General features: G+C 65.8%; 17 protein-coding genes. 11 read left to right on the plus strand and 6 right to left on the minus strand.

The features are described 5' to 3' along the window. The first annotated feature begins 26 nt into the window (after positions 1 to 26). Together OU419_RS16030 and OU419_RS16035 are read left to right on the plus strand one after the other, a co-directional pair. Positions 27 to 215, plus strand: a complete 189-nt coding sequence (locus OU419_RS16030; protein WP_023087442.1) for a hypothetical protein — start codon at positions 27 to 29, stop codon at positions 213 to 215. Between the two features lie 1,014 nt (positions 216 to 1,229). Beyond that, positions 1,230 to 1,544: a DUF736 domain-containing protein gene (locus OU419_RS16035; RefSeq protein WP_041110966.1), complete on the plus strand. Its 315-nt coding sequence runs from the start codon at positions 1,230 to 1,232 to the stop codon at positions 1,542 to 1,544. 63 nt (positions 1,545 to 1,607) lie between these two features. Here the strand turns inward: OU419_RS16035 and OU419_RS16040 are convergent, their stop codons facing one another. Next, a complete protein-coding gene (locus tag OU419_RS16040) occupies positions 1,608 to 1,913 on the minus strand; it encodes a helix-turn-helix domain-containing protein (protein ID WP_041110964.1) in 306 nt (101 codons plus the stop codon). Between the two features lie 240 nt (positions 1,914 to 2,153). Between OU419_RS16040 and OU419_RS16045 the strand changes: the two genes are divergently transcribed. The 9 genes from OU419_RS16045 (at position 2,154) to OU419_RS16085 (ending at position 9,530) form a co-directional block, all read left to right on the plus strand. Beyond that, positions 2,154 to 2,504, plus strand: a complete 351-nt coding sequence (locus OU419_RS16045; RefSeq protein ID WP_053243682.1) for a DUF2958 domain-containing protein — start codon at positions 2,154 to 2,156, stop codon at positions 2,502 to 2,504. Positions 2,505 to 2,813: 309 nt separating this feature from the next. Then, entirely contained in the window at positions 2,814 to 3,572 is a 759-nt protein-coding gene (locus OU419_RS16050) for a DUF2285 domain-containing protein (RefSeq protein ID WP_254473831.1), read from the plus strand. Between the two features lie 83 nt (positions 3,573 to 3,655). Beyond that, complete coding sequence (locus OU419_RS16055) at positions 3,656 to 3,937, plus strand: helix-turn-helix transcriptional regulator (protein ID WP_216186429.1); 282 nt, start codon at positions 3,656 to 3,658, stop codon at positions 3,935 to 3,937. Between the two features lie 26 nt (positions 3,938 to 3,963). Beyond that, the gene (locus OU419_RS16060; RefSeq protein ID WP_041110956.1) at positions 3,964 to 4,821 is read left to right on the plus strand and encodes a replication initiator protein A; all 858 of its coding nucleotides are present in this window, start codon (positions 3,964 to 3,966) and stop codon (positions 4,819 to 4,821) included. Positions 4,822 to 5,074: 253 nt separating this feature from the next. Then, positions 5,075 to 5,713, plus strand: coding sequence for a ParA family partition ATPase (gene parA / locus OU419_RS16065; RefSeq protein ID WP_033834762.1), 639 nt, complete (start codon positions 5,075 to 5,077; stop codon positions 5,711 to 5,713). Beyond that, positions 5,710 to 5,994 (plus strand): hypothetical protein, encoded by a 285-nt coding sequence (locus tag OU419_RS16070; protein ID WP_041110968.1) that lies wholly within the window; start codon positions 5,710 to 5,712, stop codon positions 5,992 to 5,994. The genes parA and OU419_RS16070 overlap by 4 nt, the downstream gene beginning before the upstream one ends. Then, the gene (locus OU419_RS16075; RefSeq protein WP_041110953.1) at positions 5,991 to 6,524 is read left to right on the plus strand and encodes a DUF2840 domain-containing protein; all 534 of its coding nucleotides are present in this window, start codon (positions 5,991 to 5,993) and stop codon (positions 6,522 to 6,524) included. Before OU419_RS16070 ends, OU419_RS16075 begins: the two co-directional genes overlap by 4 nt. Further along, positions 6,521 to 7,108, plus strand: a complete 588-nt coding sequence (locus tag OU419_RS16080) for a S26 family signal peptidase (RefSeq protein WP_041110951.1) — start codon at positions 6,521 to 6,523, stop codon at positions 7,106 to 7,108. The genes OU419_RS16075 and OU419_RS16080 overlap by 4 nt, the downstream gene beginning before the upstream one ends. Before the next feature lie 448 nt (positions 7,109 to 7,556). Next, complete coding sequence (locus OU419_RS16085) at positions 7,557 to 9,530, plus strand: relaxase/mobilization nuclease domain-containing protein (protein ID WP_254473829.1); 1,974 nt, start codon at positions 7,557 to 7,559, stop codon at positions 9,528 to 9,530. Positions 9,531 to 9,567: 37 nt separating this feature from the next. Here the strand turns inward: OU419_RS16085 and OU419_RS16090 are convergent, their stop codons facing one another. From OU419_RS16090 to OU419_RS16110, 5 genes are read right to left on the minus strand one after another with little or no spacing between them, the layout of a single operon-like run. Continuing rightward, positions 9,568 to 10,029 carry a cytochrome c gene (locus OU419_RS16090; RefSeq protein ID WP_254473827.1) on the minus strand — a complete coding sequence of 154 codons (462 nt, stop codon included), beginning with the start codon at positions 10,027 to 10,029 and terminating at the stop codon, positions 9,568 to 9,570. Positions 10,030 to 10,089: 60 nt separating this feature from the next. Further along, positions 10,090 to 11,289 carry a lipid A deacylase LpxR family protein gene (locus OU419_RS16095; RefSeq protein ID WP_041110945.1) on the minus strand — a complete coding sequence of 400 codons (1,200 nt, stop codon included), beginning with the start codon at positions 11,287 to 11,289 and terminating at the stop codon, positions 10,090 to 10,092. After that, positions 11,286 to 12,152, minus strand: coding sequence for an LOG family protein (locus tag OU419_RS16100; RefSeq protein WP_099589932.1), 867 nt, complete (start codon positions 12,150 to 12,152; stop codon positions 11,286 to 11,288). The genes OU419_RS16095 and OU419_RS16100 overlap by 4 nt, the downstream gene beginning before the upstream one ends. Continuing rightward, positions 12,152 to 13,561: an MBL fold metallo-hydrolase RNA specificity domain-containing protein gene (locus OU419_RS16105; RefSeq protein ID WP_254473825.1), complete on the minus strand. Its 1,410-nt coding sequence runs from the start codon at positions 13,559 to 13,561 to the stop codon at positions 12,152 to 12,154. The genes OU419_RS16100 and OU419_RS16105 overlap by 1 nt, the downstream gene beginning before the upstream one ends. A 7-nt stretch (positions 13,562 to 13,568) precedes the next feature. Further along, the gene (locus OU419_RS16110) at positions 13,569 to 13,778 is read right to left on the minus strand and encodes a YgaP family membrane protein (protein ID WP_015476688.1); all 210 of its coding nucleotides are present in this window, start codon (positions 13,776 to 13,778) and stop codon (positions 13,569 to 13,571) included. Positions 13,779 to 13,791: the final 13 nt, after the last annotated feature.

Below are 13,791 nucleotides of genomic sequence, written 5' to 3' on the forward strand. Positions count from 1 at the left end.
GCGCTTCGCTGGAAGGAGAAGCCCCCATGACTCGCACCACCACCAGCCGCCCGCGCATGGCGGCGATCTACTCCCCCGGCACGGTACGCGCCCACCGCTGGCATGGCGATGGCGACGTGCGCGGCTACCGCCCGCCCTCGGGCTGGTCGGCCCGCGCCGACCTCACAGACATTCATCCCATCACGGGCCGCGCCTTGCCGCGTGCCGTGTGGTGACTCATCGAAACGAAGGAATAACCGCGATCAGTACCGCGCCCAGGCCGTTCCGTCCTGGGCGCGGTGAAATGCAAATCCGGGCGCGGCAGTGGCCGCGCCCGGTGTTCGAGGCCGACAGCCGAATCGGCACGCCGTGCGCGGGCAGTTTTCGGCTTGTCGCGTGCATACCCCGCAGCGTAGGCCGCGCCCATTTCATCAGAGGCATGTCCGCGTTTCCTGCTTGGAAATCTGGAACGACCTGGGCGTGTCGGCGCGATGCGCCGCCGGGCTTTCGGGCTGCACCCCGTGTCGCCTTTGCCGTCACGGCCATTCGACTTCAATCCCTCACGCCTTCGCGCCTACGGCGCTGCGCGCTTCGCTTGCCTCCAGGGGAAAGCCCTGCGGGCTATCCCCGCCGCGCGCAGCTTGGCGCCCCTCGATGCGGCCGAACCGGCTACACCGGATCGGCCCGGCCAGCGCCCCGCCGCAATAGGCGGGGCGCTGGCGAACACGCTGGCGCTTGCTGCGGCAGGTTGTGCAGATACCAGCCGTCCTCAACGCTGGTGGTTCCTGCCCATCACGTCACGAAGGACGGTTCACGGACAACCCGCCCGGCATCGCTATGGAGCTTCCACGCCACGCCTCAAGACCGGCGCCGCAAGGTGCAGCGTGGGCGTTCTCGCCTGTCGTCGGGTGGTTGACCTGGCCCGCGTCAGCGGGCGAGCCGGAAAAGCCTCCGGGCGGGGATGCCGAGTCGGCCCCATCTCCTTTCGGAGTGGTTCGGCCCAAGGCGACCTTGTCTCGTTGTGAATCCTAGCGGGGGTGCGGCTGCGCCTCGGGCTTATGGCTGCAACCGTCCGGCGAAAACAATTTCCCCGCCGCTGCACGGCTTCCTCGCGCAGCAAATTCTTTTCGCCTCCCGGCTCTCCACTGCGTTTCGACCGCAAGCGGTGCAGCCAGCCCGTCCCCCGCCGGCCGGATCACAACAAGGACGCGATGGGCGCGAACCTTGTTCAACCGAAAGGAGAAAACATCATGGCCAACATCGGCACCTTCACCACCGACAAAGACGGCTTCACCGGCACGCTGCGCACCCTGACGCTCAACGTCAAGGTCAAGCTGGTTCCCAACGACAAGGCCAGCAGCGAGAACGCCCCCGACTTCCGCCTCCAGGCCGCCGGCCACGACATCGGCGCGGCGTGGAACAAGACCAGCGAGGCCGGGCGGGAATACAAGTCCGTGACCCTCGACGATCCTTCGTTCCCGGCTCCGGTCTATGCCCGCCTGATCGAAGGCGAGGACGGCACGCACGACCTGATCTGGTCGCGCAGCAAGCCCCAGGCGGCGTGACCGCCGCAGCGCCCCGCCCACCGCGGCGGGGCGCTGTGCTGCTGTTCGCAGCACATCACCGCGTCACGCGCGCGGTTTTGCCGCATCGCGTTCCTTCAACACCGCCTCCAGCTCCTGGCGCACCTGCGCCAGCAGCTCGTCGGCCTTGTGCGGGCTGTCGCCCGCGTAGGCCAGCGTCAGCAGCGTGAGCGGGTGGATCTCCATCACCTCGCACAGCTCGGCCAGCTTATGCAGGGTCGGGCTTTTCAGGTCGCGTTCGAGGGTGCTCATATAGGTGCGGCTGGACACGTCAGAGAAGGCTTCCTGGCTCAAGCCACGCGCCTTTCTAACGATCTTCAACGCCTTCGCCAATGAGTTCCCAGCCGCCACCTATGGTTTCCCTCGAAAAACCAAGATGACAGCCCATTGCGCCCTATAGGACTACAATCTATAGTGTTCATTTGGTGTTCTACGTTTTTGTGCCTTTACGGAAATCCGCATCGGCGGATTCCAGCAAAGCCACGCAAGCGCATCCGTGCTTGCGCACGGAGGCGTAAATCCGGTTTGACGGTTCTGCGCTTGGGCGTGAAACCGTATCCGTGCATCATTGGATTTGTGGGATTGCCGACCATGTCCCAGCCACTCGCCACCGCCCCGGAGCGCGCGCAACTGCTCGCCAACGGCGAGGCCCGCGCCGCTGGCCGGGCCATCGACCCGGTGCCCGTGGTGCGGCTGTTCACGCCGGACGCGCATGTGACCTGGCTGCTGGCCGCGCTCGATCCCGCCGATGGCGACACTGCCTGGGGACTCATCGACTTGGGAATCGGGATGCCGGCGCAGGGAACCGTCAAGCTGTCCGAGCTGGCCGGCATCGTCGGGCCGCGCCAGCAGCCCGTGATGCGCGACCTCTATTTCCGCCCCACGCGCACGCTGTCGGAATACACCCGGCTGGCCGAGCGCGACGGAGCAATCCCGGACTGACTACGGCCTACTGTGACTTTTTCAGTCTGGTGTCATACCGGGTAAGTCTCAATCGAGATTCTTGCGGCGTAGCCCCACCAGTCTGACCCAAATAGACATGATGTTTGGCGCGGGCTGCGGCAGGCTGGCCTGTACAGCGCCCCACATCGGGGCACTGCCGCCGCAGCATTGAGACGAATACCGCAACGCATCGGAGCCAATCGGTCTTGACAGCCCCATCCGCCTCTTTAACTCATGACTTTCTGACGATGGCGATGTAGCGCGTAGCCCTGCCGTGGCGGCCAGTCCTGTTCGCAGGGAGGTGGCGTCATGGTCGATCGCAGCGCCGAGCACTGGTATCCGACTGCCGCGTATCTGTACGTGCTGCATCTGGATGGCCTTGCGCTCGCCTGGGAGTACCTGCGCAGGTATCCCGACTACCGGCTCGACTGGCTGCGCCGTCATCGCCGGCCTGAAGCAGCGCATCGCTGGGGTTTGCGCCTGCTGGAAGACCCGATGCTGGATGCGCGTGACGCGCATCCAGCTTGGCTACCTGGTCATGCCGCCGTAGTGCAGCTCTACCCCGATGCTGATCCACCGCAGGATGCAACCGCCTTCGCGTTCTGGCGCATCCCCGGTCACAAACAACTGTTCCACGATGGCAAGAAGCTGGCGCTGATCGCGAGCAGCCCAGGCCATTGCCTGCGCTTTGCGCTGGCGCCCGGCTTGGAAGACGGCATGGCCGTCGCCTATGCCCAGCGGGGCAGCACTGCCGCGCCTGCGCGCGGTCATGCGCCCGGCGCGACCTTCGCCGCCACCAAGCCGCGGCCAACACCTTCCACGCTGTTGGAGCTGCACACCTTGCAGGCGCTCGACGCGACCCTGGCGGGCGCATCCTTGCGCGATGTCGGCGAAGGGCTGTTCGGTGCCGAGGCCGTGGCCGATTGGTACAGCGATGGCGGCCTGCGCTCCAAGGTGCGCCGCCTGGTGCGGCGCGGCGATGCGCTGATGCGCGGCGGCTATCGCCGGTTAGCACAGCTTCCGCCGCTTGAGAAGGGTCGTTTTGATGCGGACGCAAAACGGCCCTGATCGGAAACCTCTCGCTTCTTGAGACTGCCTCCATCCGGTCGCGCTGTGTGGCCGGGCGTTTTCAAACGATGGAGGTTCACACCATGCGTCCCGCTCCTTTGCGGCCTGCCGCCACTGTCTCGACCGCTGCCGCGCAACCTCAACGCTATCTCACCAACGACGAAGCCGCCGAGTACCTACGCCTATCGCCGCGCACGCTGGAAAAGCAGCGCGTGATCGGCGGCGGCCCGCGCTTTCGCAAGTTCGGCAGACGCGTCATGTACGCCGTGGCCGACCTCGATGCCTGGGCCGCCGACCGCAGCTTCGAGACGACTTCCGATCCCGAATACGCCGAGCACCACTCGGCCGACAGCCGTGCGTGCTGATCGGCGGCGCGCGGCAGGCCATCGCCATGTCCAGCACCGTGCTGCCGTCCCGGCAGCGGCCGTTGCAGGAGCGCGAACAGCTCGACCTGTTCCGCGCCTTGCCCGGCGACATGGCGCCGCGCGACAGCCAGGACTTGATGGCCTATCCGTTCTTCTCGCTCGGCAAGTCGAAGCGGGTCAAGCCCATCGACTTCCGTGCGGGCAACGTGACGATTCGCGTGGAAGGCACGGCCGAGCACGGCATCGCCACGATTTGGGATGCGGACGTGCTGATATGGGCGGCCTCGCAGATCGTGGAGGCGAAGGACGCGGGCTTGCGGCCATCGCGGCTGATGCGCGCCACACCCTACGAGATCCTGCGCTTCATCGGGCGCGGCAAGTCGCTGCGCGACTACCAGCGCCTCAAGGCCGCGCTCGACCGGCTGCAATCGACCACGGTGGCCACGTCCATCCGCGAGACGACCGGGCGGCGCCTGCACCGCTTCTCGTGGATCAACGAATGGAAGGAACTGGCCGATGCCAGCGGCACGCCGCTGGGCATCGAACTGATCCTGCCGGACTGGTTCTACGCGGGCGTGCTCGATGCCGCCCTGGTGCTGACCATCGACCCGGCGTATTTCCGGCTGACCGGCGGCATCGAGCGGTGGCTGTACCGCCTGGTGCGCAAGCACGGCGGCAAGCAGACATACGGCTGGCAGTTCGACTTTCGCTACCTGCACCAGAAATCCGGCAGCACCGCCAAGCCCTACGACTTCGCCTGCGATCTGCGCGCGCTCGTTGCGCGTCAGTCGCTGCCCGGCTACGTCCTGAGCATCGAGCGGATGCCCGACAACGGCATGGAGCTGCTGACCTTCCGGCCCGTGCCGCATACGGCACGGGGATAACTCGGGAAAAGCCTGTGGATGGTGTCGTGCTATCAGGCGTGCGGGGTATCGTGCTATCAGGCGTGGGACTATCGTGCTATCAGGCGTGCCGATGGGCTGCAAACCCGTGTCAGTGTTGGGTTTGCGCGCCCTCTAACTTCCCTAACTTAATTTCTCTAACTTTTAGTAGAGAAACGCCGCTGCGGTGGATAACCACCGCGCGGCCACAAGCGCAGCAGCAAGAGCCCGGCTTTCCAGCACGGAGGGCCGCGCCATGATCGTCGCTCTGCTCAACCAGAAAGGCGGCGTGGGCAAGACCACGCTCGCCACGCACATCGCCGGCGAGCTTGCGATGCGCGGTCAGCACGTCGTTCTGCTGGACGCCGACCCGCAGGGTTCATCGCTGGACTGGACACAGCGCAGAAGCCAGCAAGGCTTGCCAAGGCTTTTCAGCGCCGTGGGCCTCGCACGCGAAACGCTGCACCAAGAGGCGCCAGAACTCGCTAGGCGAGCCGATCACGTCATCATCGACGGCCCGCCACGCATCGCGGCACTGGCGCGCTCCGCGCTGCTGGCGGCCGAGCGCGTGCTGATCCCCGTGCAGCCCAGCCCTTACGACCTGTGGGCCAGCGCCGAAATGGTGGCGCTGATCCGCGAGGCGCAGGTGTTTCGGCCTGCGCTGCGTGCGGCCTTCGTCATCAATCGGCGCGTCAGTACCACCGTGATCGGGCGCGAAGCGCGCCAGGCACTCGCCGACCAGCCGCTTCCTGCGCTGCGCGCGGAAGTGCATCAGCGCATCGTGTTTGCCGACAGCGTGGCCGCTGGCCGGCTTGCGCGCGAGACGGCGCCGGACAGCGCCGCCGCGCGCGAAATCACCGCGCTAGTGGACGAACTGCTGCGGTGGCCGACATGACCGCGAGGCCGCCACCGAACAGCAAGCGCACGGCAAAGCGCGTCGGTATCGGCGCGCGTCCGCCCGCGAATCCGCACGCCGAGGCGTGGATTCGTCAGGGCGACGCCATTGCGCTGAACAAGGGCGACCTCTACACCGCCCGCCTGACCCTCGACATCACGCCCGCGCTGCGCGCGCGCATCAAGGTGTCGGCCTTCACGCAAGGCGTGACCGTGGCCGATCTGCTGCGTGGCCTGCTGGAGCGTGAGTTTCCAGAGCATCTCCGGGAGAACACACCATGACCGCATCTGCTTCGCCTGCTGCTGGCTCGGCCACGGCTGCGCTCGCAGCACCTTCCGGCCAGCCTGCCAGCGCGCCGTTGACGCGCGTGGCACTGGCCTACATCGAACCGCGCTTCAAGCTCTACCTGCGCTTCGGCGAACCTGCGCGCACGCATCAACTCGACCGCTGGCGGCGCTGCGCGGTGTTCCAGCCGGGCGCCATGTTCTGCCGCATCCGCTGGCAGGCCAACGACTACGGCACGATTCGCTGGCAGCTCATGGTGATGCAGGCTTGCACGCCGCTCGATGCGGCGCAGCGCATTCCCGGCGTGCAGCCGGGCGCGCGCCTGCTGCTGCACGCCGAGGGCGAGAATCAGGTGCGCGCCGTGCTGGAGCGCATCGACGCCATCGAGGCGCTGGGCATCGCGCCTGTCGGTACCTCGCCCGTGTACTGGCGCACGCTCGCCAACCGGCTCGCTGCGCGCCTGCCGCTGCCCGAATACACCGCCGAGCGGCACGCCGCCTGGCTGACCGGGAGGGCGCTGCCATGACCGCCGTTTCGACTGCCGGCACCGCGCCGCGTCCTCGCTCGCGCCTGCGCGCTCGCATCGTGCTGGCGGGCCTCTCCGCCTGCGGCCTCGCTGCGCTGGCCTGGGCGTCCTTCGTGCATCCGCTGCCGCGCCTGATCTACAACCCGTCCGACAGCGTGGCGGTCGGCTGGTATCGCGTCGATCCGCTGGGCGACGGCACCGGCTCGCTGCCACGTTCCTTCTCCGTGGGCAGCATCGTCCTGACCACGCTGCCGCCAGACGCTGCCGCGCTGGCCGCGCAGCGAGGCTACCTGCCGGCGCGCGTGCCGCTGCTCAAGCGCGTGGGCGCCGCCGCGCCGCAGGAGGTGTGCATCACTGGCCGCATCGTCCGCATCGACGGCGTGCCTTCGGCCGCCGTACTGCCTGCTGATCGCTGGGGCCGGCCGCTGCCATCCCGGCAGCAATGCCGTCGCCTTCAACCCGGCGAACTGTTCCTGCTCAGCGTGACCAACCCGGCGTCGTTCGACAGCCGGTATTTCGGGCCGGTCAACGCATCCGCCGTGCTCGGCGTCGCGCATCCGGTTTGGCTGGAGTCTCGTCCATGATGGCCGCCGATTCGCTGCACGTCGCCGTGCACCTCATCGTGCCATCGGGCGTGTCGTTCTGCTGTTCGTCGCCGTGTCGTCGCGCGTGCAGTGCGGGTGCATTCGCACCGCACTTCGCGCTGCCTTCGACGCAGCCGTCCAACGTGCAGTCGTCTTGCTTCGAACGCGCCCGGCCTGCGGCCGTGCCCGCGTTCGCCGGCGCGCTGGCTGCTCACGCAGCAGCGCCGCCGGGCCGCCGCTGCCCGGAGCGACAGCGAGGGGCAAAGGCGGAAGGCAAGACAAAAGGACGCGGCACCGGGCCGCGTCGAAAGTCAGTCTGCACATGGGGGTTGCGCGGCACGCAGCGGCTTCGCCGCCGTGCCGCTTGTGGCGCGAGGCCCGCGCCGATGCAGGCATGTCCGCGTGCTTCGCACGACCGAACACGCCAGAGCTTGCAGAGGGCATAACAATGACCGACCGCCGCGACGACGATTTCCGCATCCGACCCAGCGCCCCGAAGAACCGGGGCCAGGGCTTCGTCTCCAAGGTGCTCAAGCAGGCAGGCAAGGCCAGCGGAGGCAAGTCCTCGGTGCGCCGTCCGGCGTCGGCGCGTGGCACCGGCCAGCGGCCCGGCTCGCGCCTCGGGCGGGGCCATACGGCGGCGCGCTTCGCGGGGGCGAAGCTCACGCCCATGTCGCGGCGCGTGACCATCAAGACGCTGCTGGTCAACCAGCGCCAGGCCAGCCCGCAGTCGCTCGCCAAGCACCTGCGCTACATCGAGCGCGATGGCGTGGGCCGCGATGGCGAGCCGGGCCAATCCTACGGGCCGCAGACCGATGCGGCCGACCTCGACGCCTTCAAGGAACGCTGTGCCGACGACCGACACCATTTCCGCTTCATCCTCTCGCCCGAGGATGGCACGGAACTCGAAGACCTGCGCACCTACACGCGGCACCTCATGGGTCGCATGGAAGCCGACCTGGGCACGGGCATCGATTGGGTGGCCGTCAACCACTGGAACACCGACAACCCGCACACGCACATCGTCGTGCGCGGGCGCGACGATACCGGCAAAGACCTCATCATCGCCGGCGACTACATCGCCGATGGTTTCCGCCATCGCGCCGCCGAGCTGGCGACCGAATGGCTGGGGCCGCGCACCGAGCTGGAGATCCAGCAGACCTTGCAGCGCGAGGTGGAACAAGAGCGGTGGACGAGCCTGGATCGCACGCTCAAGCGCGAGCTGGGCGACGATGGCCTGGTGCATGTCGAACGGCTCAACGAACCGCGCCTGCAACGCCAGCGCCTGCTGCTGATCGGCCGGCTGCAACGCTTGCAGCGCCTGGGCCTGGCCGACGAAATGCAGCCCGGCACCTGGGCCGTCCATGCCGACGCTGAAAAGACCCTGCGCGCCCTGGGCGAGCGTGGCGACATCATCCGCACCATGCAGCGGGCCATGCACGGCGAGCCGCGCGAACTGGCGGTGTTCGAGCCGGGAGATGACGGCCGAACCATCCTCGGCCGCGTGGCCGCGAAGGGGCTGGCCGACGAGCTGCGAGACCGGGGCTATTTGGTCATCGACGGGGTGGATGGCAAGGCCCACTACGTCGCGCTTAACGCCCGCGACGAGCTGGCGAACTACCCAGCCGGTGCCGTGGTGGAGGTGAAGGGATCGGCCAACGTGCGCGCCGCCGACAAGAACATCGCCGCACTGGCGAGCGGTGGCCTGTACCGCACCGATCATCACCTCGCCATCGCGCAGGGTCAGGCCGTTCCCGGCCGCGATCCGCAGGAAGTCGTCGCGGCCCACGTCCGCCGCCTCGAAGCCCTGCGCCGTGCCGGCATTGTGGAGCGCGTGGCCGAGGGGCTATGGAAGGTGCCGGGCGACCTGCCCGAGCAGGGCCGCCGCTACGACGCGCAGCGCCTGGGCGGCGTGGCCGTTGCACTGAAATCGCACCTGCCCATAGAGCGGCAAGCCCGCGTGATCGGGGCCACTTGGCTTGACCAGCAGTTGATCGGCGGCGGCTCGGGCCTGGGCGACCTGGGCTTTGGCGGCGAGGCCAAACAGGCGATGCAGCAGCGTGCCGACTTCCTGGCCGAACAGAGGCTGGCCGAGCGGCGCGGGCAGCGCGTAATCCTAGCCCAGAACCTGTTGGGCACGCTGCGCAATCGGGAATTGGCGCAGGCCGCCAAGGACATTGCGGCCGAAACCGGCTTGGAGCACCGGCCCGTGTCCGACGGCCAACGCGTGGCTGGCATCTACAGGCGTTCCGTCATGCTCGCTAGCGGGCGCTACGCGATGCTCGATGACGGCATGGGGTTCAGCCTGGTGCCGTGGAAGCCGGTGATCGAGCAGCGGTTGGGACAACAACTCGCTGCGACCATTCATAAAGGATCGGCTTCCTGGGAACTCGGAACTCGTCGAGGTATATCGATTGGATAGAAGCTAGTCTTCCGTCAACAGGTGTATCCATCCCTTGCTAGCGGCTTCCATAGAACTTTTCCACGAACGAGCGACGGTAACTCTGGTGGCAGGCTAGGCAGCTTTGCTGGGTTTTGGAGAAAGCCGCGATGACTGCTTGGCCGTCATTCCGCTGTGCAGCCTCGCCCAGGGCGGTCGCGGCGTCATGAACCTGTCCATCAAGACCCCGAAACTTTCCAGCGTCTGCCCCAAGCCAGGCAAGGATGCGCATCTTTTCCGACATGGGCGGCTCGGCATGCTTGGCAATTCGTGGTGCTAGCTCGGCGACCAGTGGCCAGTCTTCTTTGGAGATCGCGCCCGTGACGACTTGCATGTCGCGCCCGAGTCTTTCCATTATGGTACGAAGCGCCATTGGCTTTGCCGCCTCTACGGACTGCGCACCGAGTGCCGTGGCGAAGGTTGCCAAGAGCACGGACAGCGAGACTGTGAAGAACGATCTGGGTTTCAAGGGCTGGTTCACGAATTTCTCCATTGATGTTGTGACGAATGCTTTGGGTCTAACGAATGGTTGCAGGTGTCCTCAAAATTCCAAGCTCAGCGCGATCGATCCGAATGCGTGATAGCCCGCCTGCTGGTCGAACTCGCGGGTTCTCCAAACGCGCATCACGGCAAGCCGCACGCCACGTCCAGCAACGATCCATTGGCTGCTGATGCCGAGAGCTGCTTGCGCGACCCAAGGCCGCCGGCTGACATGGTGGCTATTCCGGAACATGTTTCCGTCGAGTGAGAAGTCCCAGGCGACGGCTTTACCCTCCAGGTTCAGGAAGACATGTGCCCCAGGTTTGGGCGCCAGGACCGATTGCGGCGTTGTCGTGCGCAGATCGGCAACACCAGAGGGCGGGCGGTTCTCCGCGCCAGGGCGGATCGGATAGCTGCCGAAGTCGTTCGGTATGTTCCAGCCCGCGCGAAACTCCACGCCGGTACTGGCGGCGGTTTCGATGTTTCCGACCCGCAGGGCATAGCTGCCGATCACGTCGCTGCCCCATCCAGGGCGGACCGCACCCTCCGTGTACGGCTTGAACTTGCGTTCCATGGCCATCTGAAATGCCGGCTCGTTGCGCAACTGGTTGTCCCAGCCGCGAAATCGCTCGATGCCACGCACCCGATGCACCAGATCCTGCGACTTCTCTGCCAGCGACCAGGGGCCGATCAAGCCCAGGGTTAGTTCGCGTACGTCCAGCATTTCATAGCTGGCAGCCTGTGGGTGGATTCGGCGATTCCACGCCAGGCTCAGGTAGAGCAGGCCAGCGTACGGCCGATCGTCGGGAATCAGATCGGTGCGCGTCTTGTCCTCGGGTGTGTACATAGACTGGCCAAAGCGAACGACGAGGTTCTGCGATGCCGGTTGGTCGCCGGTATCGCGCCAGAAGCCGGGATCGGCCCAGCCGATGAAGCGGGCGTACAAACCAATCGGCTGTGGCAGGCACTCGGGACGGAGCTCGCCTTGCAGATCACGTGAGACTGCTGTTAGCGCGACACCGTTGGTGTAGTTGCGGTCGGAGCCGGTGAATAGATCGTTCTCCAGGCGCAGGGTGCCACCCCGCCAGCGCAGGGATTGCCCTGGCGAGCAGGAGGGAGGATCTGCAGAGAGCGAGAAGTCGGAACCGAAAGCAGAAATCGGGCTGAACAATGCACCCGCAATCAACAAGGCGGCGCACTGCATCGGCTGCTGCACCTTGTTGCCGCGCAGGCTCCAGTGATACCCGTCGATGCCAATCATGTTGCCCTATCGCCTGCCGCCCTGTTGACGTAAAAGCGTTCGAGGGCACTAACGATTTCCTCGGCTTCGTCTACGCAGGTGAACAAGTCCAGATCGGATGGAGAGACATAGCCTTCGTCGAGCAGAAGATCGAAATCAACTACGCGACGCCAGAATGCACGGCCGACCAGCACCACCGGAATACGCTGCATCTTTTCGGTCTGGATCAAGGTGAGCACCTCGAACAGCTCATCGAGCGTTCCATAGCCACCGGGGAAGGCCACCAAGCCCTTGGCGTGCAACAAGAAGTGCATCTTGCGCAGCGCGAAATAGTGGAATCGGAACGCCAAATTTGGGCACATGTAGGGGTTGGGTGCCTGTTCGTGGGGCAGCGTGATGTTGAGGCCAATCGAACGTGCGCCGACCTCGAAAGCACCGCGGTTGGCGGCCTCCATGATGCCGGGCCCACCCCCGGTGACGACGACGAAATCACGGCGGTTTTGCTGCTGGAAACGCGCCGAAATAAGGCCCGAGAAACGCCGCGCTTGCTCGTAGTGGCGTGCCTGTTCGACCCGGCGATTGGCTCGGGCAAGCTCTTGCCTCAGCCCGACATCCTCCGGAGTGACGCGCGCCTGACGCTCCAGCGCGCCAAGACGGGCTTCTGCCGTCTCGGCATCGCTCACGCGTGCGCTGCCGAAGACCACTACCGTCGAGCGAATGCCTTGCTCGTGCAGGATGCGGTCAGGCTTGAGCAGTTCGAGCTGCAGTCGCAGCGGCCGCAGTTCTTCCTGGCCAAGCAGCTCGATGTCTTCGTACGCAAGACGGTACGTTGGCGACTCGCGGATGGCGCGCAGGCGTTCATCGAGATCTTCGGCGGGCTTCATCACTCGTGCGCCAGAAAGTCCGGCCAGCGCAGCGCATGACCATGCTCGGGCACCGTGACCTGCCAGCCGAGTTGCTGTTGCAAGAGTTCGGCGAAGGTCTGGGCGGCGGACAGTTCCCCATGCACCACGAAGGTTTGCGCCGGGGGGTGAATAAAACCCCGAGCCCAATCCAGCAACGCCTTTTGGTCGGCATGCGCCGAGAGGCCATCCACGCTGTGGATTGCAGCACGTACTGGAATGTCCTCACCGAAGATGCGCACGCGCTCGGCCCCCTCGATCAGGCGTCGGCCAAGCGTCCCCTGCGCCTGGAAACCGGGAAACAAGATGCTGCATTCCCGGCGCGGCAAGTTGTGGCGCAGGTGGTGCCGGATACGTCCCGCATCGCACATGCCGCTGGCAGAAATGATGATGGCCCCGGAGCGGATCCGGTTCAGCGCCATGGACTCCTCAGCGCTCGCTGTGAAACTCAGGTATGGGAGGTTCTCGCCGCGCGCGTGCCATCCTGCCAACCGTTTCGCCTGTTCGTCGAACAATTCGAGATGTTTTCGCGTGATGCGCGTGGCCTGCGTGGCCATTGGCGAATCGACGAATACCTTCGGTTGCCGCAGCCGCCCCTCGCAGGTGAGTCGGTGCAGGTGATAAAGGATTTCCTGGGTTCGGCCGACCGCGAAGGCCGGCACGATGACATTGCCGCCGCGTTCGAACAATGTCTTTTCGACGATGCCGATCATTTCCTCTTCGGTCGCCGAGAAATCCTTGTGCTGGCGGTTGCCGTAGGTGGACTCGATGACGAGGATGTCGGCGTCCTCGATGGTTGTCGGGTCGCGCAGTATCGGGCGCCCCGGCTGGCCGAGGTCGCCACTGAAAACGAGCTTTGTCGGGTCGCCATGTTCGGTGACCCAGACCTCGATGATGGCCGACCCAAGAATGTGCCCGGCATCGCGGAATCGGGCGCGCACCCCGACGCGGGGCGCGAACTCCCGGTCGTATTCGATGCCTCGCACCTGCTGCAAGCAGTCGCTGGCATCCTGCAGCGTATACAGCGGCGGCAGTGCGTCCTTTCCGCGGAGTCGCTGCGCATTGCGTTTTGCATCGCTCTCCTGGATGTGGGCACTGTCGGGCAGCATCACGCCCAGCAGATCAACCGTGGCGGGAGTGGCGTAGATGGCCCCCTTGAACCCGGCGCGCGTGAGTTTGGGCAATAGCCCACTATGGTCGATATGGGCATGGGTCAGGAGCACGAAATCAATCGACGCCGGGTCGAACGGGAATGGCCCATGGTTGCGCGCCGCCGCCGTGCGGCCGCCCTGAACCATGCCGCAATCCACCAGGAAGCGTACGTTGAGCGCTTCCACCAAGAAACACGACCCGGTGACTTCGCGCGCAGCGCCCAGAAAATGCAGTTTCATGGGATGCTCACTCCGGTTTTTTCTTTTGTATCGGGCAAGTGCTCAGGCCAAGCAGACGGTAGCCCGGACAGCGGCCAGCCAGGCCGGTGATGAGCGGCATGAATCCAATGAGTCCCAGCCAACGCCAGGATGAATCCAGCCACAGCGGGAGGCTGAGCAGAACCAGTCCGACGACGATGCGGACAATGCGGTCGAGACTTCCAACGTTGATTTGCATGACGGTCTCCTTG

Origin of the sequence: Pseudomonas triclosanedens (assembly GCF_026686735.1) — a bacterium.
Lineage (GTDB): Bacteria > Pseudomonadota > Gammaproteobacteria > Pseudomonadales > Pseudomonadaceae > Pseudomonas > Pseudomonas triclosanedens.

Coding starts and splice junctions, on each gene's coding strand:
- OU419_RS16030 (WP_023087442.1), top strand. CDS start 27: ATGACTCGCACCACCACCAGCCGCCCGCGCATGGCGGCGATCTACTCC.
- OU419_RS16035 (WP_041110966.1), top strand. CDS start 1,230: ATGGCCAACATCGGCACCTTCACCACCGACAAAGACGGCTTCACCGGC.
- OU419_RS16045 (WP_053243682.1), top strand. CDS start 2,154: ATGTCCCAGCCACTCGCCACCGCCCCGGAGCGCGCGCAACTGCTCGCC.
- OU419_RS16050 (WP_254473831.1), top strand. CDS start 2,814: ATGGTCGATCGCAGCGCCGAGCACTGGTATCCGACTGCCGCGTATCTG.
- OU419_RS16055 (WP_216186429.1), top strand. CDS start 3,656: ATGCGTCCCGCTCCTTTGCGGCCTGCCGCCACTGTCTCGACCGCTGCC.
- OU419_RS16060 (WP_041110956.1), top strand. CDS start 3,964: ATGTCCAGCACCGTGCTGCCGTCCCGGCAGCGGCCGTTGCAGGAGCGC.
- parA (WP_033834762.1), top strand. CDS start 5,075: ATGATCGTCGCTCTGCTCAACCAGAAAGGCGGCGTGGGCAAGACCACG.
- OU419_RS16070 (WP_041110968.1), top strand. CDS start 5,710: ATGACCGCGAGGCCGCCACCGAACAGCAAGCGCACGGCAAAGCGCGTC.
- OU419_RS16075 (WP_041110953.1), top strand. CDS start 5,991: ATGACCGCATCTGCTTCGCCTGCTGCTGGCTCGGCCACGGCTGCGCTC.
- OU419_RS16080 (WP_041110951.1), top strand. CDS start 6,521: ATGACCGCCGTTTCGACTGCCGGCACCGCGCCGCGTCCTCGCTCGCGC.
- OU419_RS16085 (WP_254473829.1), top strand. CDS start 7,557: ATGACCGACCGCCGCGACGACGATTTCCGCATCCGACCCAGCGCCCCG.
- OU419_RS16095 (WP_041110945.1), bottom strand. CDS start 11,289: ATGATTGGCATCGACGGGTATCACTGGAGCCTGCGCGGCAACAAGGTG.
- OU419_RS16100 (WP_099589932.1), bottom strand. CDS start 12,152: ATGAAGCCCGCCGAAGATCTCGATGAACGCCTGCGCGCCATCCGCGAG.
- OU419_RS16105 (WP_254473825.1), bottom strand. CDS start 13,561: ATGAAACTGCATTTTCTGGGCGCTGCGCGCGAAGTCACCGGGTCGTGT.
- OU419_RS16110 (WP_015476688.1), bottom strand. CDS start 13,778: ATGCAAATCAACGTTGGAAGTCTCGACCGCATTGTCCGCATCGTCGTC.